Source organism: Leifsonia sp. McL0607 (genome assembly GCF_049993355.1).
Taxonomy (GTDB): domain Bacteria; phylum Actinomycetota; class Actinomycetes; order Actinomycetales; family Microbacteriaceae; genus Leifsonia.
The window spans coordinates 954290-973105 of sequence record NZ_CP188253.1; the positions used below are offsets into that span (position 1 = coordinate 954290).

General features: G+C 65.0%; 14 protein-coding genes and 1 tRNA gene. 3 read left to right on the forward strand and 12 right to left on the reverse strand.

What is annotated here, in order from left to right:
- Positions 1 to 516: 516 nt before the first annotated feature.
- Positions 517 to 1149: a helix-turn-helix transcriptional regulator gene (locus ACPPVW_RS04650; RefSeq protein WP_426625359.1), complete on the forward strand. Its 633-nt coding sequence runs from the start codon at positions 517 to 519 to the stop codon at positions 1147 to 1149.
- A 323-nt stretch (positions 1150 to 1472) separates the two neighbouring features.
- Complete coding sequence (locus ACPPVW_RS04655) at positions 1473 to 1697, forward strand: hypothetical protein (RefSeq protein ID WP_426625360.1); 225 nt, start codon at positions 1473 to 1475, stop codon at positions 1695 to 1697.
- 359 nt (positions 1698 to 2056) lie between these two features.
- Here the strand turns inward: ACPPVW_RS04655 and ACPPVW_RS04660 are convergent, their stop codons facing one another.
- From ACPPVW_RS04660 to ACPPVW_RS04690, 7 genes are all read right to left on the reverse strand, one after another.
- On the reverse strand, positions 2057 to 2641 hold the full coding sequence (locus ACPPVW_RS04660) for an IS5 family transposase (protein ID WP_426625361.1): 585 nt from the start codon (positions 2639 to 2641) through the stop codon (positions 2057 to 2059).
- A 33-nt stretch (positions 2642 to 2674) separates the two neighbouring features.
- Complete coding sequence (locus ACPPVW_RS04665) at positions 2675 to 4081, reverse strand: IS1380 family transposase (protein ID WP_426625362.1); 1407 nt, start codon at positions 4079 to 4081, stop codon at positions 2675 to 2677.
- Between the two features lie 129 nt (positions 4082 to 4210).
- Positions 4211 to 4633 (reverse strand): IS5 family transposase, encoded by a 423-nt coding sequence (locus tag ACPPVW_RS04670; protein ID WP_426625363.1) that lies wholly within the window; start codon positions 4631 to 4633, stop codon positions 4211 to 4213.
- 126 nt (positions 4634 to 4759) lie between these two features.
- Positions 4760 to 7879 carry a type I restriction endonuclease subunit R gene (locus tag ACPPVW_RS04675; protein ID WP_426625364.1) on the reverse strand — a complete coding sequence of 1040 codons (3120 nt, stop codon included), beginning with the start codon at positions 7877 to 7879 and terminating at the stop codon, positions 4760 to 4762.
- Entirely contained in the window at positions 7876 to 9063 is a 1188-nt protein-coding gene (locus tag ACPPVW_RS04680) for a restriction endonuclease subunit S (protein WP_426625365.1), read from the reverse strand. The genes ACPPVW_RS04675 and ACPPVW_RS04680 overlap by 4 nt, the downstream gene beginning before the upstream one ends.
- Complete coding sequence (locus ACPPVW_RS04685; protein ID WP_426625366.1) at positions 9060 to 11006, reverse strand: type I restriction-modification system subunit M; 1947 nt, start codon at positions 11004 to 11006, stop codon at positions 9060 to 9062. Before ACPPVW_RS04685 ends, ACPPVW_RS04680 begins: the two co-directional genes overlap by 4 nt.
- Positions 11007 to 11297: 291 nt before the next feature.
- Positions 11298 to 11387, reverse strand: a tRNA-Ser gene (locus ACPPVW_RS04690).
- 101 nt (positions 11388 to 11488) lie between these two features.
- Here ACPPVW_RS04690 and ACPPVW_RS04695 point away from each other — a divergent pair.
- Entirely contained in the window at positions 11489 to 12262 is a 774-nt protein-coding gene (locus tag ACPPVW_RS04695) for an SGNH/GDSL hydrolase family protein (RefSeq protein ID WP_426625367.1), read from the forward strand.
- Positions 12263 to 12275: 13 nt separating this feature from the next.
- Here the strand turns inward: ACPPVW_RS04695 and ACPPVW_RS04700 are convergent, their stop codons facing one another.
- From ACPPVW_RS04700 to ACPPVW_RS04720, 5 genes are all read right to left on the reverse strand, one after another.
- Positions 12276 to 13199, reverse strand: coding sequence for an alpha/beta fold hydrolase (locus ACPPVW_RS04700; RefSeq protein ID WP_426625368.1), 924 nt, complete (start codon positions 13197 to 13199; stop codon positions 12276 to 12278).
- Between the two features lie 196 nt (positions 13200 to 13395).
- A complete protein-coding gene (gene radA, locus ACPPVW_RS04705; RefSeq protein WP_426625369.1) occupies positions 13396 to 14757 on the reverse strand; it encodes a DNA repair protein RadA in 1362 nt (453 codons plus the stop codon).
- A 125-nt stretch (positions 14758 to 14882) separates the two neighbouring features.
- Positions 14883 to 15518: a hypothetical protein gene (locus ACPPVW_RS04710; protein ID WP_426625370.1), complete on the reverse strand. Its 636-nt coding sequence runs from the start codon at positions 15516 to 15518 to the stop codon at positions 14883 to 14885.
- Positions 15519 to 15563: 45 nt separating this feature from the next.
- Positions 15564 to 16076, reverse strand: a complete 513-nt coding sequence (locus ACPPVW_RS04715) for an amino-acid N-acetyltransferase (RefSeq protein ID WP_426625371.1) — start codon at positions 16074 to 16076, stop codon at positions 15564 to 15566.
- 87 nt (positions 16077 to 16163) lie between these two features.
- A complete protein-coding gene (locus ACPPVW_RS04720; protein ID WP_426625372.1) occupies positions 16164 to 18686 on the reverse strand; it encodes an ATP-dependent Clp protease ATP-binding subunit in 2523 nt (840 codons plus the stop codon).
- Positions 18687 to 18816: the final 130 nt, after the last annotated feature.

The window sequence follows — 18816 nt, forward strand, 5'->3', positions numbered from 1 at the left end:
CTGCGTATATCGCACGCCGTGGAAGCGGATGTGGCCGCACACGCCGGGATGAAGATGTTCCAGCCGTTTGCGCACCGCGAACTCCTCAAGAACGGAATGTATGAGTAGGGGGACACATTCGCGATCAGACCAATATGCACGACGACGCGCAGCTTACGAGCGCCAGCGGCCTTCGTCACGAAGAGAAAAAGCTCGGAACCACCGCGATGAGCTAATCCACGCGCTGCGCTCCGCTGCGAGAGTTGGAACTCGTCTATGCGAAGAAGCGCTCCGGCGTGCCCGCGGAGTTGACGATTCACGGCCTCCGACACCCGGCGGCCAGCCTCGCCATCGCGTCCGCGGCGAACGTCAAAGCCGTGCAACGAAATGCTCGGCCGTGCTTCGGCCGCGATGACGCTGGACGTGTACGCCGATCCTCGACGATGACCTCGATGCTGTCTCTACCGCTCTTCATACAGCGAGAGCTCGTTCGATCTCAGTGGTAGTATCGAATTCGACACTAGGCGGAGGTGGGCCATGACGATTCAGAGATCCCTCAAGCAAGCACGCGTGCGCGCCGGACTCAGCCTCAGCGACGCCGCGAAGAAGAGCGGCCTCCAGCGCTCGAACATCGCCGCAATCGAGAACGGCCGTCGCGACCCCACTGCGTCCACGATCGAGAAGATCGCGAACGCAGCACGCGTTCGCCTCGTCCTCGTCACGAGCGACGGAAGAACCACCGTCGCAGAAGCCTCCACCGTCCTGGCCGAGGCTGTGCGCGAGAACAACGTCCGGCGTGCTTACCGCGTGCTCGCACAGGTCGCCAACGACCTCACGACACCCGACCCAGCAGACCGATTCGTCCTGGCCATCGAGCCACCCACCCAGATCAGCCCCGAATGGGACGCGGCCCTCGCCGGCATCACCGAGTGGCGGCTCTGCCAAGCACAGCTGCCGCTTCCTGGCTGGGTCGTCGATGAGCACGGCAATCGGGAGTGGGACTGGACTCCCCCTCTATCCGCAGCCACCGCCTCCATTCCCATCGACCTCCACAACGTCCCTGAGCCGCTCCGCAAGCGTGGCGTGCTCATCGAAGCCGACGAACTGGCCAGCGTGCGACGGACAACGTTCGCGGACCAATACGAGCGGAGTTCACCCGCCCAGAAATGATCGAAGGCCTCCGCGATCTCGTCCGCCGTCTTCGAGGAACCGGACAGCCGTCACGCATCCAGATCGTCGGCGGTGCCGCGATCGCTCTCACTCTCAACAAGCACCGGTCGGCCACCGCCGATGTTGACGGTCCCGTGACCCCGCCCGACCTCGTGCTCGTTCGCCGGAGAGATCGCGTCCGAGCGGAACTGGCGAAGCGAGTGGCTGAACGACGCCGCCGCGCAGTTCGTACCCTCCGGGTATGGTCGCCCGGCGGGCTGGGTGACGATCTACGACGTCGACGATGTTACCGTTCAGGTCGCGGACGCGGAGACCTCCTCGCGATGAAAATCTTCGCTGCACAGAAGCGCGGCCGTCGCGAACTCGAGGATCTGGAGGTCCTCATCCCGGCGATCGGCCTCACCACCGTCGACGAGGTCGAGGAGCTCTTCGAGGCCTTCTACCCGGGCGACGAGTTGACCGAGCGCACCGCGCGCATCATCCAGGCTGTGCTCGACCTTCACTCCTCGTCGCCCGCCGCGCCACCGCTTCCCAACCTCGGGCAGTAGTGCTGCTCCACGCTTTCTCCTGGTCCCGCCCCAGTCATAAGGCGCACCCCCGCTGAGCGACCCTCTGAAGGGGAGGCAGCCGTTGTTCGAGCCGCGCCGGGATGGGGTAAACGTGAGGCTGTCGACGATCCCCACGCCGCTAATCCGCGATCCGGAGGATCAACCGGCGGCATGCTCTTCGTTTTCGCTGCTCGTTCTGTCCGACTTCCAGCCTGTCTGGTGGTCGATCGCAACGGTTGTGGTCGTGTTCACGGCCTCTGCGGCGTTCTTCGTCCGCTCGTTGACTGAGTGGCGGAAGTCACGCAATCTTGACGAGCAGTCAGCCGACTCTAGCCTCCCGTAGAGACCATCCCGGGTACTTAGGGCCGCTCTGGCGTGCGAGTCAGGTCGGTGTTGATCCAGATCAGTGTGGCGGCGAGGCTGACTGCGGCACGGTAGTTGCGGGCGAGCTTGTCGGAGCGCATCGCGATACCGCGCCACTGCTTGAGCCGGTTGAAACAGCGCTCGACGACATTGCGCCCCTTGTATCGCTCCTGCTGCCGCTCGCCGAAGTCGATCGGCCGGCCCGGCTTCTTGCGACGGTGCGCGATCTGGTCGTCACGCTCCGGGATCGTCGCGGCGATCCTCCGGTCGCGCAGCCAGGCGCGGTTCGCTTTCGACGGGTAGCCCTTGTCGGCGAGGACCCGGTCGGGGCGGGTGCGGGGTCTGCCCCGACCGGCGCGCGGAACGCGGATGTCCTCGAGCACGGCGGTCATCATCGTCGTGTCGTTAATGTTGCCGCCGGTGATCATCATTCCCAACGGCCGGCCGCGGCCGTCGCAGACCAGGTGCAGCTTAGCCTCGATCCACCGATGGGCCTTGGGTGGTTGGGGGTGGCGTGATCGGTGTCTGTTGGGGTGTTGAGTGCAGGTGTGGGCTTCGGGCGTCGCATCCCGGTCGTCCACTGGTTCTTGGTCGTGCCGCGGTTGCGGCGGTGGTCAGTTGGCGGCGGCCGGTGGTGGTGCGTGGGTGGCCGTGAAGAGCCGGTCGAAGGCGTTCTGCCAGGGCCAGGCCTCGGGTAGGTGCAGGGTGATGCGGCGCGCGGAGCGCGCCAGCCGTGCTGGGATGTGGATCAGGGTGCGGCGGATCGTCGCGGTCGTCGCTTTCGCGAGCCGGCCCGCTTGATCAGCGATCAGGCCAGCGGTGCGGGTGAGGTTGAACGCGATCACGGCGAGGACGAGCCAGGCGCTGTTTGCGGTGAACACCCCGGAGGGTAGGTGGGCGAGCGGGCCGTTCTTGAGGTCGGCGTGGATTTGCTCGATGATCGCGTGGCCGCGATGGGTCTTGTCCGCGATGACCGTGTCCATCACGTCCTTGTCGGTGGTGGTGAAGAATGCGTGGTGCCGGTAGGTGTCGAACAGTGTCGGCTGTTCAACGTTGTTCGGGTTCAGGTCAGGGATGCGGCGGACCACCAGGCGCCCTTCGACGCGCTCGGCGTTCTTCCTTGAGCGGAACGCGGTGAACGGGACCTCGGCGACCTCGGCTTTGGAGACCAACTGCCCGGTGATCTCGTCACGGATCGCGTCGGTGTACTCGATCATCTCCCACGCATCCTCGGCAATGGTCGCGATCGCTGCTTTCACCGCAGGGTCCATCCGAACGGTGACCGACACGTCGGCGCCGGCGTTGATGGCGGTGCCGATGGTGGCGTGTCCGTAGAACGCGGAGTCCGCCCGCAGCAACGGCCGCGACGTGCCGGCGGGGTTCATGCGGCGCAGGGTCGCGAGGGCGTCGCCGACGATCCGTGCCGCGCCTTTCGGGGACCCAGTCTTGCCCTGCCGCAGCCGTTGACCGAGGATCACCGGAGCCGACGAGGTCGTCGATGCGGTCGCGAGCAGCGCGTTCAAGCCGCGGACGCCGGAGTACCCGAACCCGGCGCCCTGCTTCTTGTATCCGTGAACCTCGATGATCGTGTCGTCCAAATCGACCATCACCCGTTCGTCGCCGCGCGTGCGCAGCAGCGGCATGTGGCCGGCAAGATCCGCGAGGACACGGCAAGAGACCGCGTCGAGCTGACGGACATGCCCGAACCGGAACTCCCGCAGAAACGACCCCAGCGTCGACGGCGCATATACCCGGTCGAACAGCCGCCCCATCCCGCCGTGGCGGAGCAGGTTCATGTCCTCGATCGAGTCCGCCCCGGCAAGCATCCCCGCCACCAGCGCCATCACCTTCGCACCGGCGTTGGCGCCCTTGTCCGTCGGGACACTCAACCAGGACTGCGCCAGCCGTTCAACTCCCGCAGCCCGCGCCAGCCGCAGCATCGGGACCAGCCCAGCGAACGACACGAGATTCGGATCATCGAACACCGCAGACACCGCGGCAGGAGCATGCTTGAATTGCATCTACGAAATGCCTCTCGGACCAGACGAACAGAACCCTAAGCAAGCTCTATTCTCCCCGGTCAGAGGGGCATTTCTCTGTCACGACGCCCACTCACCACCCGACCGCCTCGGTGGATCGAGGCTTAGTCGTCAGCCCGCCGCGGGAGCGTCCGATCCCGTGATCAGGCGGCTCGAACCGCGGATTCTTGTGATTCGGCAGAGCCCCCTGTGTCCCCGGGAAAGTGTCGCGCCGTGCTGATGCACGCGTGCGATGGTCGAGTCGATGGAGACGACCCAGTCGATCTTCCCGGCATTGTCGGCCTGCTTCTGCACCTCGGCGAGCAGCTTCTCCCAGGTGCCATCCTCGGCCCACCGGTTGAACCGCTTGTAGATCGAGTTCCACTTCCCGAACCGCTCCGGCACGTCACGCCACGGCGCACCGGTGCGGTACTTCCACGCCATACCCTCGACCGCGAGCCGATGATCGGTCCACGGCCGCGACCTCCCGGTCACTGTCGGCATCAACGGCTCCATCGCCGACCACACCTCGTCAGAGATCTCCTGCCGCCTCACCCTTCAAGACTCACGCAACCCGTGGCGAAAGCACTTGATCAACACGGCCTAGTACCGCCTGGGACCAGCCGCGCGCCTTGCGCGCCTCGCGGATTACATCCGCGAAGCCCTCCGACTTCGACTCGGTCATGTCCCCGTATCTTCCGATTCCAAGCTGGCATCTGAATCAGCGTGATGTTGCGTGTGCAGCGCGTCCGCCGCGATGTTAGACAGCTCGCCAATGAAACCAGGGTCCGTCATGTACGCCTGAATCTCATTTGCCTCGTTCACAGTCTTGAGGACCGCGAGCCCGACAGCGCCGCTGAAGCCTTCAGAAGCCTTGAGTTGGGCGACAGTGTTGTTCTTTGCCATCGCTACCGCCTCCTCGTTATCGTCGAGGAAACCCCAAAACGTCGTGATGAACCCAGCAACACTGCTGGGACTCACGTCGACACCCTTGGCCTTGAACATCTCGTTGACCTTTTCGATGGCCTCTTCGAGAGGGCCGCGTCTCCGCGCGGAAGAGCCCATATGCTCGCCATCGAAAATTGGAAGTCTGATGCCCTCGGCACTGCCCTGACTAAGCGAGTGGTCCTCCTCGATCGCGGACGGGACAAGCTTTACGCCAGAGAGCTGGACTCCCTCAAGGAAGCTGTCGTCATATTCGTTGCCGCCCGTGTGGAGATTACGTCCGAGCAGCGTGGCAAGTATCGCGCGCCGGTGCAGCTCAGGGTCCTGGTAGTCAACGATCTGGCTGAGGAACTGCCAGGCATTGCGGTATGCGAGCACGTCCGATCTGAACGCTTCCAACTCCCGCTTCTCGGCTTTGTCCTTAGAAAGCACCGCCTGCTTCCACTGAACGGTCCAACGGTTCTTAATAGGCGACAGTGCCTTGGCAATCGCCTCTCCGCCGGCGTCTTGAAGGAAGGCATCGGCGACGACATCCATCTCCTCGCGGCTGAAAAGGCCAGCGGTATCGAGTCGCTCCCCGATGGTTATCAGCGCATTCGGGTCCACGTCGCCGTCCACATGCGCGTCAGAGTAGTAAAGCTTGAAGTCGGCCTGCACGCTCGCCGGACTGTTGTGGAAGTCGACGATCATTGGAGAACTCTTTTTCGGGTAGATCCGGTTTAGCCTCGAGAGCGTCTGCACGGTGGCTACGCCTGAGAGCTTCTTATCGACGTACATCGCCACGAGGCGCGGCTCGTCGAAGCCGGTTTGGAACTTATTCGCAACAATGAGAACGCGGTAGACACCCTCCTCGCGGAAAGCCCTGCCGACGTCACTGACACCATTTAGCGAGACCTCCGTAACGCTCTCGCCGTCCTCTTCGGTGAGTGATCCCGAGAAAGCCGCAAGCGTGTGCAGGTCGTACCCCTTCTCGGCGATATAGGCGTCCATCTTCCGCGACCAGCTCAGCGCTTCAAGTCGCGAACTCGTCACGACCATGGCGCGCGCCTGGCCACCGAGAAGCGGTTGCACGTTGCGCCGGAAATGCTCGACCACGACTCGGACCTTCTGAGCAATCGAGGTCGGGTGGAGCCTCGCGTAGCGGACAATGCTTGATACTGCCTCGCCTGTGTCGACCTGAATGTCCCTTTCGAACTCCTCGCCCTCAAGCGTGTTCTTGACGCGAAGGAACATGTCGTATGTCGAGTAGTTGCTGAGCACGTCGAGGATAAAGCCCTCCTCGATCGCCTGGGCCATCGTGTATGTATCGAAGGCCTCCCAGCGGTCGCCAATTTGAGTGCCGAAGAGGCGCAGCGTCTTCGCTTTCGGGGTAGCGGTCAAGGCAACGAACGTGATGTTGGCCGACGCGGCGATGGCCGAATCCTTGGCGGCCAAAAGGTCGTCGGCGCCAATCTCCTGATCGGGCTCGATCTCGACATCAACAAGGAGTTCCTTGAGCTGCTTTGCCGCGGACCCGGACTGCGACGAATGCGCTTCGTCGGCGACAACCGCCCAGCGTCGACCGCGCAACTCCTGGGTATCTTCGATGAGCTTCATCACCTCGGGGAAGGTCTGCAGAGTACAGGTAATGATGTGGTCGCCCTCGAGGAGCGCCTTCTTCAGTTGTGGAGACTTTGCTCCTGACTTCTCGCCGACAGCGACCACGAGTCCCGCGCTCGACTGCACCAAGGTCATATCGTCGCGAATATTCTCGTCGAGGACGGTTCGATCGGTTACGACGATGACTGAGTCAAACGTCGACTTCGAATCGGCGCTCATGTGGCGGATCAATCGGTGGCTGAGCCATGCGATCGTCTTGGTCTTTCCTGAGCCGGCCGAGTGCCAGATCAGGTAGCGCTTCCCGGTGCCATTTGCCTCTATGTCGGCGACCACGCGTTCAACCGCACGTAGCTGGTGAAAACGGGGGAATACGAGGCGACCCTCGCCCTTCTTTCCGGCCTTGCCAGGCTCGAACAGCGCGAAGTCCTTGAGGATGCGCATGAATGTAGGGCGCGCGAGGATCTCGCGCCACAAGTAGTTGGTCGAAGAGCCAGTCGTTGACGGTGGGTTGCCCTCATGACCGTCGTTGCCCTGGTTGAAAGGCAGAAAGACGGTGTCACCGCCCTCGAGTTTGGTCGTCATATAGACGAGGTCGTTAGACACTGCGAAGTGCACCAGAGCGCGGCCGGGCGCGAGGAGCGGGCGACTCTTCCCTGGCTTGCGATCTTCCTTGTACTGGCGGATCGCATGGTTGACGGTCTGCGTGTTGTCGGTCTTGATTTCCAACGTGACGACCGGCAGGCCGTTGGCGAGGAGCACGACATCGATACTCTCGTTGGTCTTCGTGTCGAACCGCACCTGACGCAGGATCCGCAGTCGGACCGAGTCGGCCGCCTCGACAACCTCGGTGAGGTTCGGATTGGCCGGAGGGAACTCCATCATCGCGCCGAACCTCGCTGTGGGACGCCCGACCTGAGCGTAAGAGAACCCCCTGCGAAGCACACCGAGCAGGCCGCCGACCGAGTGACCGGTCGTTGGATCGATCCTCGTCGCTTTCGCGAGCTCCTTCGTGATGTGCTCAAGCAACGCGCGCTCGGCAGCGGTCTTCTGCTCGCCGATCAGGTCACTGGGGACGGCCTTCTCGAACTCATCCGGATACTGAAGTCGGAGCCAATGGAGCACATCGGTCGGCACCATTGCGAGACTTACATCCCAACCGATCGGCTTCCCCATGTCCTCGTACAACCAACCACGCGCGGCCAACTCCGAGCAGAGGTTCTCCTCGAACTCCTGCTCCATCAGCTGCGCGAGACTCATGCGATTTCCTTTCGTCCGGTCACGACGTCGGTGATAAGGGCCGTGCGACGTTCCAGGAGTAGGGACTTGAGGTCGCCTACCTTCGCCAACATGGCATCGACCTTGCCCGTTGCATCATCGAGTTGATCCGCGATTCGCTGCTGCGCGCATACGTCGACGATTGGCACCCGCAGGCGTTTGAGTGCACCGACGTTGAAATGAGACTGAACGGAACCTACTGCGACAGCGTCAATGTGACGGCGTGAGGCCGAGGATGACAACAGCCAGTACATGAACTGCGGAACAATACCCGGCTGCGGCCTGGTGATCACAAGATCGATCGCGTTGGCTCCACTCCACTCATCCGACACCACCGCGGTCGAGCCCACGCGTCCCGTCCGGACCGTGACAAGATCCCCAGTGCGGAGCTCCGACTTCAGATTTGCGGCGTGACCTTCGTGCGAGATTCTCACTACGTCCTCCGCGAGAATCTTGCCCGGGGAGATGTTCAAACCGCGAAGGGCCGGAACACCGCCGTCGTCCACGTAAAGCTTGGCCGGCTCGACAACGATTCCGACCGTCACATCCGCGACCATCTGAACGGAGACCGTGGGCAAATCGAGCAGCACGCTGAAAGCCCGATCGACGATTGCCTCTCGACGCGCGATCAACAGCTCAACGAGCTCAGCGAGACGCCCCAGCATCACGTCGACCTTGTTCGTCTCCCGATCGAGAAAGTCGGCTACCAGCATTCGTTGGCTCTGAGCTGGCCAGGGGACGCGGAACGCAGCTAATTCCGTCGTGGACAACTCCGTGAAGGTGGTTCCGCGGCCCACCGCTTCGAGACCCTTGCGGTTCGCAATCAGGCAATACGCCAAGTACCGGAGGTCTTCTGGACGCTCCGGGATGATTGCCTTGCATCCTTGATTGAACGCTACCGAACGCGATGCAACGCCAATGTGACCGATCGGTGCGCGACACGATAGAAGGACCGCGTGGTTAACGACTGAGGACTCTGATGCTCCCTGGTCCGTCAGGGTGCGATCCCACTCCGCAACCACTTTCCCATCTAGACCGTTAAGGTCCGGAGGTGTAATAAACGGCAGCTCCCCATTCCAGTTGGCAGGCTCGGATTTCGGCGTACCTCCGCTGACGATCTGCCCAACAAACTTCAGAGGCACCTCTGGGACAAGTGAAGGAATCACTCGTCACTCACTGCTAGAAACATGTCGGATAGCTGTGCCATTAGTGCCTGAACGTCTTCGTCGATATCGCTGAGCAAGCGCGGTTCCTCAGGAGCATAGAAGATCCACGTAAACGGGATCTCGGTGCCGTACTTCGCCTTACCCGTGTCCCAGTGTGCGCTGGGCGCAAATGGCAGTACTTCTCGAGCCATGTGCTCAGAAATGTCATGACTAAGCGGCACGCGCTCGGTGACCTTCCAGCCGGCAGCCAAAACGGGCTTGCCCTTCCTGTCAACGGCAGGAGGCGCGGCGTCGTCAGCCACCGCCATGAGTTTCATGACGGCATCCACGAGCCCCAGCGGAGCCTTGAGCCCCGCAGCCTTCGCAGCTTCCGGGAAGGATTTCGGAAGATCATTCCAGTTTGTACCGTCGAGGCTTCTCAACACGTCGGCGTGACCCTCGGCGAAGTCGCGACGACTGCGGAGAGCCTCGATAATGTCGTCGCTGAAGCGAGTCGCGAACCGAGCCTGCTTGTACACGGGTATGTCGCGGAATTTGAAGTCGTCGGGTGTCAATACGCGCGAGATGGCAGGGTCGGCGTACTCGAACGCCTTATATGCATCCAAGACAATTTCTCGATGCGCGGCATCCATTTCGCGTCTCTTGAAGCCCATGCCTTTCCGCATAGGCACCGACTGTCCCGAGCCGTCAATGAGCTGGATCTTGCGTTCGCGCTCTGGAGGCTTGTTCGTATCCAGAATCCATACAAATGTCGCGATACCCGTACCGAAGAACATCTCGTTTGGCAGGGCGATGATCGCGTCGACGAGATCCTCGTCGAACAGCCATTGCCGGATCGCATTCGGGCCCTTGTCGCTGTTGAAAAGGGGCGAGGCATTCGAGACAACAGCTGCACGTCCGCCCTGGCCGTTCTTTGTGGCTGGCGTGAGTTTCGAGGCGCAATGAGCCAAGAACAACATCTGACCATCGGCAGTGACGGGCAGACCGTGGCTGAATCGTGAACCCGGTTCCGCCGCCTGGTCTCGCACGGCCTTCTCGTCGGCCGACCAGTCCATGCCGAAGGGCGGATTGGAGAGCACGTAGTCAAACGTCTGCCCGTCGTAGAGATCCTCAACGAGGGTGTTGCCCTTCCTTATTGCATCTGGGCGTCCGCCTTGAATGAGGAGGTCTGCCTTACCAAGCGCGAAGGCAGAGGCCATCAACTCTTGCCCATAAAGGGTGACATCGACCTTCTCGTTGGTTCGCTTCAGAGCCTCCTGCGCAATCAAGAGCATGCCTCCTGAGCCCGCTGTAGGGTCATAGACCGAGCGGGCGGCGTGGTCCGAGGCGATTGTGTCGTCGTCGTTGCTAATGAGCACGTCGACCATGAGCCGGATCGCATCGCGGGGCGTGTAGAAATTGCCTGCTGCCTTGCCCTTCTTGTTGAAGGCCCGATACATGACGTCCTCGAAGACGTCGCCCATGCCGGTGTTGCTTAGATTGCCGGGGCTGAGGTCGAGCGTGGAGAAGTGCTTGACGACCGCGAGCAGTCGATTTGCCTCGGCGAGCACCTTCGCACGCCGGTTGAAATCGAAAGAGACCCAGATGTCGGCGATGTTGTTCGAGAAGCCGTCGATGTAACTCTTAAGGGACTTGTCGACGTTGTCGTCGACCGACGCAATGGTGGCAAGGTCGAGCGGCGAGACGTTATAGAATCCCATGCCGAACCGGGCCTTGACTGCGATATCGACAAGGTGCTGCGGTAACGAGCCGAGAGAGCTTACAAATTCTGCAACTTCGTCCTTGGTCTCGGCGAGCATGCACTCGAGGCGACGAAGTACCGTGAACGGCAAGATGTAGTCGCCGTAGTCCTCTTCATCGACGACATTCCGCAGGTACTTGTCTGCGGTCTCCCAAACGACGCGTGCGGTTGTGGCCCTCGAGGCTTCGTTCTGGTCCGCCATCGGAGGGCCCCCTGCTTTAGTCGTGCCGGCACTTGTATCAAGATTTTTACATAGTTGAACGATGCAAGCGGACCACTGAGTCGGCGGGCCAAAGAACAACTGCACCACCCTCGGGGGAGGTGCGCGGGAGTTCGAGGGTTCTGCCCCTTCAGGCGAGGCCCTCGGGAACCCGACGACATGACGACGCGTCGGTGGTCCCTCGATGGCTCTGATGACTTTAGACGTGCACCACCGCCGCACCACGACATCTTCAGAAAAGCAGAAAACCCCCGGTCTACCAGGGGTTTTCTATGGCGGTACCGGTGGGATTTGAACCCACGGTGGGCTTTCACCCACACAACTTTTCGAGAGTTGCACCTTCGGCCGCTCGGACACGGTACCGCATGCGAGTTTACTGGAAGCGCGGCGCGGTCGCCAATCGAGCGGGTGGCATTCGCGGTTGATCGGCTGCCGCCCACGCAGACGCGGGGTACGCTGCCGGGATGGGGTTCGTGAAACCGGCGTTGTGGGCAGGCGGCGCCTTCGCCGCGGTGACCGCGACGGCGCTGGTCGTCCGCGCTGGGCTCGCCCAGCATCAGGCGCGGCTCACCGCCAGCCGCGAACGCATCAATCAGACCCTGCCCGTGCACTCGGCGTGGTGGCGGGAGCACGCGCATGCCGACGGCGAGATCCTCTACGTCGCGATCGGTGACAGCGCGGCCCAGGGCATCGGCGCGTCGGTGCCGCGCAATAGTTACGTCGGCATCATCGCCGATCACATCCGCTCCGCGACCGGGCGCAGTGTGCGGGTCGTCAACCTGTCGGTGTCCGGGGCGACGGTCGCGCTGGCGGTCGCCGACCAGCTTCCGCGATTCGTCGGGTACGAGCCCGACCTGGTGACAGTGTCCATCGGCGCGAACGATATCGCCGACTTCGACGCCGACCGGTTCCGGGAGGGCATCCGGCGGGTTCTGGATGCCGTGCCGTCCGATGCCATCGTGGCCGACCTCCCCTACTTCTACTTCCCCGCGAACGAGAGGAAGGTCGCGGTCGCCAACGCGATCCTCCGTGAGGAGGCCACCGGCCGCGGGCTGACGGTCGTCCCGCTGCACGACGCCATGCGCCGCGAAGGGTTCCGCGGCGCGATCACCCAGTTCGCCGAGGACTGGTTCCATCCCAACGATCACGGCTACCGGGTCTGGGCGTCGGCCTTCCTGCCGGCCGTCCTGGAGCAAGCGATGGCGAAGTTCCCGCGGCAACCTCCCGTCGACGCCTGAGGGCTCCTCTGTCTCAGGACGTCGTGCCGGGCGCGAGATGCGACAGCACGCGTCCCCACGCCTGGGCGATCACCAGGTGGCCCGCACCGGGCACCATCTCCATCCGCGCATCCGGGATCGCCTTCTGGTACCACGCGGCGTGCGCTTGCCCGGCGAGCGGGTCGGCCTGGCCGCCGATGATGAGCGTCTTGGCCTGCACATCTTGGGGATCGAACCCCCAGGGCCGCGCGGTGTAGCTGAGCACGTCGCCCGCGACACCACCAGGTCCCTGACGGAACGCGTCGATCAGCATCCGGCCGAGTCTGTCGTGGAGGCCGCGCCGTTGCAGCGCACCTGCGTCCGCCGCACCCGCGCCCAGCATGTCGAGCGGAACCGAGCCCTCCCCGTCAGCGGCGTGGACGGCATTCGCCTGGCCCTGCATCATTTCGGACAGCCGGCTCAACGCGACGTCGGGCGACTGCTGGCCGAGCTCGTCCGAGAGCTTCTGCAGTTCGGGCGGGATCCACGGCACGTGCTCGTTCGGCGCCGGCGTCGCCACCACCGCGACCCGGTCGACGAGGTCGGGATGGCGTGCGGCGAAGGCGAGGGCCACCCGTCCCCCGGCCGACCAGCCGGCGATCCCGATGGTCGGAGGGCGGACGACGCCGATCGTCGCCTCGAAGCGCTTCATGTCGCGGATGTACTCGGCGATGTCGTCCGCAGCGCGCGTGATGCTGGGCCACGTGCCGAACGGCCACCGGTCGCTGGAGCCGTACCCGGGGCGGTCGAGTGCCACGATGTGGACGTCGCGGTTCGCCGACTCGTCGGGATCGGGGTCGAACATGGAGGATCCCGGCGCCGGGTGGCAGAACACCACGACCCGCCCCGCAATCGGGTCGCCCAGGGTGGTAACGCCGACGCGCCGGCCGGAACGGAGAGTGAAGGTCAGGTTGGCCATGCCGCCATTGTGCTCCGGGGCGCCGACACCCAGAACCCCGCCGCTCCGCGCCACTGCTGCGGCTGACGGAGGAGACCCGTGCCGACACGCGCTGGGGGCAAAACGGAGGAGGTCCGACCACGACACGCCGACGGCCTCCAGCGTTTGCCGCTGGCCTGCGGCGTCGCTCAAGATCTCCTCCGTTCGGGACGCCCGGTCAGAACGCCGCGTCGAGCTCTCGTTCGCGTTCGGAGGCGGCCGACGAGAAGGCGACGCGCAGGGCTTCGCGCACAGTGGCGCTGCGCTCGTCGATGCGGGTGGCGAAGCCGAGGCGGGCGGCCTCGGTGGCGCGCTGCTTGCCACTGGTGACGGGCCGAATCTCGCCCGCGAGGCTGATCTCGCCGAAGGCAGCGAGCGTGTGCGGGATGGCGCGGTCCGTCGCCGCCGAGGCCACGGCGAGGGCGATGGCAAGGTCGGCGCCGGGCTCGGCCAGCCGGACACCGCCGACCGTCGAGACGTAGACGTCTTTGTCGCCGAGGCGGATGCCGGCGCGGCGCTCCAGCACGGCGAGCAGCATCGCGACCCGGGACGCGTCGACACCGTTGGTCACCCGCCGCGGGTTGGGCGCGGTGGTCGCGACGACCAGGGCCTGCACCTCGACAGGCAACGGGCGCCTGCCCTCCATCGCCACGGTGACGCACGTGCCGGAGACGGGAGTGGTCGTGCGGCTAAGGAAGAGGCCGCTCGGATCGGGGACCTCTGCGATGCCGTCACCGGCCATCTCGAAGCAGCCCACCTCGTCTGTCGGCCCGAACCGGTTCTTCAGCGCCCGCACGAACCGCAGCGCCGTCTGCCGGTCGCCCTCGAACTGGCACACGACGTCGACCAGATGCTCGAGCAGCCGCGGGCCGGCGATCGAGCCGTCTTTGGTCACGTGCCCGACGATCAGCACCGGGAGGTCGCGCTCCTTGGCCACGCGGATGAGCGTGCTCGCCACCTCGCGCACCTGGCTCGGGCCTCCGGCGATGCCCTCGGCCGAACCGCTCGACACGGTCTGCACCGAGTCGACGATCACCAGCGACGGGCGCACAACGTCGATCTGCCCGACGATGGTCGCCAGGTCGGTCTCGGAGGCGAGGAACAGCTGATCGTGGAGGGCTCCCGTGCGCTCGGCGCGCATGCGCACCTGGCTCACCGACTCCTCCGCGCTCACGTAGAGCACCGGCCGGCCCTCGCGCGCCGCGCGGGACGCCACCTCGAGCAGCAGAGTCGACTTTCCGACCCCCGGCTCCCCGCTCAACAGGATGGCGGCGCCCGGCACGATGCCGCCGCCGAGCACCCGGTCGAACTCGCCGATGCCGCTCGGCCGCCGCTGCGCGGACTCGACGCCGATATCGGTGATCGACCGGGCCGCCCTGTCGGCGCCGACGATCACCGGCGTCAGCGAGCGCAGCACGCCCGTGCGTGCCGCGGCCTCCGCCACCGTGCCCCACTCCTGGCACTCGCCGCAGCGCCCGACCCACTTGACCGTCGCCCAGCCGCACTCCGTGCAGCGGTACGTCACAGCGGCTCTTGCCACGGCACCTCCCCAGTCAGCTCCAACGTTCCGGCGCGTCCCACACTACGGCGGGCCACTGTCACTCGTCGGAGGATCGCGGAACTCGTGGAGAAGCATCGCGCGAGCCGAACTGTGGAGGAGCAGCGTCACTGCAGGATGAACTGCTTGCTCGTCGCCGAGGCGATCCCCGCGACCGACACCTGGAGGTGGTACGACGCGCCGCCCGCCGACACCTGCTGACGCTGCGCCTGGCAGGTGCTGGGGTCCGACCGCGTGCGGTCCCAGGTGATCGGCGTCTGCGACGAGATGGTCTTGCCCGGCTGCAGCAGCACCTGGGCGTCGACCTTGGAGGCCTGGCAGTCCGTCGACTTCCAGTAGACCTCCGAGCCGCTCGTGATCGTGAACACCTGCTGAGATGTGCCCGCGTCGATGACGCACGCGGACGACCCGGTGTTGGTCAAAGCGACCGAGAGCTGCGGGAGCTGGCCCGCGGCGTACTGGGCGGCGTCCGTGACGGCCTCCACCTTGACGTCGGTCGGCTTGCACTCCTGCCCGCTCGCGGTCGCGCTGGAGGTGGGGATGCTGGTGGCCGCCGCCGGCGACGGCGTGGGGGTGTCGGTGCCGACCGGCGCCTTCGGCGGCTCGCCGCTCGACGAGCCGGGGCGCACGACGATGAGCACGATCACCACGACGACGGCGATGAGGCCGATCAGGACGATGAGCCTGCGGCGCCAGTAGACGCTGCTCGGCTGCGGGCCGACAGGGCGCTTGAACGTCGACATGCCCGAAGGCTAGCGCCGACGTGCGACACGCCGACGCAGGCGCGCTCAGAGGCGCTTCAACATACGTGTGTTTCCCAGGGTGTTGGGCTTCACGCGCGCGAGGTCGAGGAACTCCGCGACGCCTTCGTCGGTGGACCGGACGAGCTCGGCGTACAGGGCGGGGTCGACGGTCTCCGTCCCCATGTCCTCGAAGCCGTTCCGCTCGAAGAAGGCGACCTCGAACGTCAGGCAGAACAGCCGGCTGAGCCCCAGCTCGCGCGCATCGCCCTCGAGCCGGGTGAGGAGGGCGCGGCCGACACCGCGACCGAGCCACGGGTCCGCGACCGCGAGCGTGCGCACCTCGGCGAGGTCGCTCCACATCACGTGCAGGGCGCCGCAGCCGATCAGCTCGCCGTCTGCGGTCTCGGCGACCCGGAACTCCTGCACCGACTCGTAGAAGGTCACTGCCTCCTTGCCGAGCAGGATGCGTCGCTGCACGAGCGGCCCCACGAGGTTCTGGATGCCGGGCACGTCGCTCGTACGCGCCCTCCGAACTGCATACGCGCTGCCGTCACTCACTCTCCAACCCTAAAGGAAACCGCCGAGTACGCAGATTCTCTGCGTACTCGGCGGTTTTCAGCGGATTGTTCGCGTACTCGGCGGTCGTCAGTCGTTGGCGGCGAGGTCCGGGGTGGCCGGGCCGGTGCCGATCGCGGCCGTGGCGTTCACCCCGGCGCCGACCGACTCCTGACGGGTCGTCGTGGTGAACACGAACTCGCCGTCCTGGAAGTCGACGTGCACATGATCGCCGGCATTCAGCTCGCCGTGGAGGATCTTCTCACTGAGACGGTCCTCGATCTCGTGCTGAACCGCGCGGCGCAGCGGCCGGGCGCCGAGCGTCGGGTCGAAGCCGACGTCGATCAGGCGCTCCTTGGCGGGAAGCGCGAGCTCGATCGTCATGTCGCGGTCGAGCAGCCGGTCGGAGAGGCGCTTGATGAACAGATCCACGATCTGCAGCAACTCCGCCTTGTTCAGCTGCGGGAACACGATGATCTCGTCGACACGGTTGAGGAACTCCGGCTTGAAGTTCTTCTTGAGCTCCTCGTAGACCTTGCCGCGCATCCGGTCGTACCCGGTGGTCGGGTCGCCCTCGATCTGGAAGCCGACGGGGCCGCCGGAGATGTCCTTCGTGCCGAGGTTCGTGGTCATGATGATCACGGTGTTCTTGAAGTCGACGACGCGACCCTGGCCATCCGTCAGGCGTCCCTCCTCCAGGATCTGGAGCAGCGAGTTGAAGATGTCGGGGTGCGCCTTCTCGATCTCGTCGAACAGCACGACGCTGAACGGCTTGCGGCGGACCTTCTCGGTGAGCTGGCCGCCCTCCTCGAAGCCGACGAACCCGGGAGGGGCGCCGAACAGACGGGAGACCGTGTGCTTCTCGCCGTACTCGGACATGTCGAGCGAGATCATCGCCGACTCGTCGTCGAACAGGAACTCGGCGAGCGCCTTGGCGAGCTCGGTCTTGCCGACGCCGGTGGGGCCGGCGAAGATGAACGAACCGGAGGGGCGCTTCGGGTCCTTGAGGCCGGCGCGCGTGCGGCGGATCGTCCGCGAGAGGGCCGCGATGGCCTCCTCCTGGCCGATGACGCGCTGATGCAGCGCCTTCTCCATGTAGACCAGGCGGGCCGACTCCTCCTCGGTGAGCTTGAACACCGGGATGCCGGTGGCCTGCGCCAGCACCTCCGCGATCAGGCCCTCGTCGACCTCGGCCGTCGTCTTCACGTCGCCCGAGCGCCACTGCTTCTCGAGGCGCAGCCGCTCGCCGAGGAGGTTCTTCTCCTCGTCGCGCAGGCTCGCGGCCTTCTCGAAGTCCTGGTCTTCGATCGCGGCCTCCTTCTGGGAGCGGACGGCGGCGATCTTGTCGTCGAACTCGCGCAGCTCCGGCGGCGCCGACAGGATCGACAGGCGCAGGCGGGCCCCGGCCTCGTCGATCAGGTCGATGGCCTTGTCCGGGAGGAAGCGGTCCTGGATGTAGCGGTCGGCCAGGTTCGCCGCGGCGACGATCGCGCCGTCGGTGATGGACACCTTGTGGTGCGCCTCGTAGCGGTCGCGCAGGCCCTTCAGGATGTTGATCGCGTGGGGCAGCGACGGCTCGGCCACCTGGATCGGCTGGAACCGGCGCTCGAGGGCTGCGTCCTTCTCGAAGTGCTTGCGGTACTCGTCGAGCGTGGTGGCGCCGATGGTCTGCAGCTCGCCGCGGGCCAGCAGCGGCTTGAGGATGCTGGCGGCGTCGATCGCGCCCTCCGCAGCGCCGGCACCGACGAGGGTGTGGATCTCGTCGATGAAGGTGATGATGTCGCCGCGGGTGCGGATCTCCTTGGTGACCTTCTTGAGGCGCTCCTCGAAGTCTCCGCGGTAGCGGGAGCCGGCGATGAGGGAGCCGAGGTCGAGTGTGTAGAGCTGCTTGTCCTTCAGCGTCTCTGGCACGTCGCCGCGGACGATCGCCTGGGCGAGGCCCTCCACGACGGCGGTCTTGCCGACGCCGGGCTCACCGATCAGCACAGGGTTGTTCTTGGAGCGGCGCGACAGGATCTGCATGACGCGCTCGATCTCTTTCTCGCGCCCGATGACCGGGTCGAGCTTGTTGTCGCGGGCGGCCTGCGTGAGGTTGCGGCCGAACTGGTCGAGGATCTGGCTGCCTGCCTGCGCGGTCGCCTGATCGTTTCCTCCGACCTGCACCTGCTCCTTGCCCTGGTAGCCGGACAGGAGCTGGATGACCTGCTGGCGCACCCGGTTGAGGTCGGCGCCCAGCTTGACGAGCACCTGGGCGGCGACGCCCTCACCCTCACGGATCAGGCCGAGGAGGATGTGCTCGGTGCCGATGTAGTTGTGGCCGAGCTGGAGGGCCTCGCGCAGGCTGAGCTCGAGTACCTTCTTGGCGCGTGGCGTGAAGGGGATGTGACCGGTCGGTTGCTGCTGGCCCTGGCCGATGATGTCCTGGACCTGCTCACGGACCGCGTCCAGCGAGATCCCGAGCGACTCCAGCGCCTTGGCGGCAACGCCCTCACCCTCGTGGATCAGGCCGAGGAGGATGTGCTCCGTCCCGATGTAGTTGTGGTTGAGCATCTTGGCCTCTTCTTGGGCCAGGACGACGACGCGTCGAGCGCGGTCGGTGAATCTCTCGAACATCTCTACTCCTCTCGACGCCGTTGCAGGTTCGGCATCGATACAAAGAGAGTAACCGCGCCTCACTGGGCTGCGGAGACATGTTCGCTTGAGGCTGACGGGGGTCTCTTCGGAGGAGGACGGGAGGGCTGCA

Excerpts from the sequence above, each read along its gene's own strand:
- ACPPVW_RS04650 (WP_426625359.1), top strand. The coding sequence starts at position 517 with ATGACGATTCAGAGATCCCTCAAGCAAGCACGCGTGCGCGCCGGACTC.
- ACPPVW_RS04655 (WP_426625360.1), top strand. The coding sequence starts at position 1,473 with ATGAAAATCTTCGCTGCACAGAAGCGCGGCCGTCGCGAACTCGAGGAT.
- ACPPVW_RS04665 (WP_426625362.1), bottom strand. The coding sequence starts at position 4,081 with ATGCAATTCAAGCATGCTCCTGCCGCGGTGTCTGCGGTGTTCGATGAT.
- ACPPVW_RS04675 (WP_426625364.1), bottom strand. The coding sequence starts at position 7,879 with ATGAGTCTCGCGCAGCTGATGGAGCAGGAGTTCGAGGAGAACCTCTGC.
- ACPPVW_RS04685 (WP_426625366.1), bottom strand. The coding sequence starts at position 11,006 with ATGGCGGACCAGAACGAAGCCTCGAGGGCCACAACCGCACGCGTCGTT.
- ACPPVW_RS04695 (WP_426625367.1), top strand. The coding sequence starts at position 11,489 with ATGGGGTTCGTGAAACCGGCGTTGTGGGCAGGCGGCGCCTTCGCCGCG.
- ACPPVW_RS04700 (WP_426625368.1), bottom strand. The coding sequence starts at position 13,199 with ATGGCCAACCTGACCTTCACTCTCCGTTCCGGCCGGCGCGTCGGCGTT.
- ACPPVW_RS04710 (WP_426625370.1), bottom strand. The coding sequence starts at position 15,518 with ATGTCGACGTTCAAGCGCCCTGTCGGCCCGCAGCCGAGCAGCGTCTAC.
- ACPPVW_RS04720 (WP_426625372.1), bottom strand. The coding sequence starts at position 18,686 with ATGTTCGAGAGATTCACCGACCGCGCTCGACGCGTCGTCGTCCTGGCC.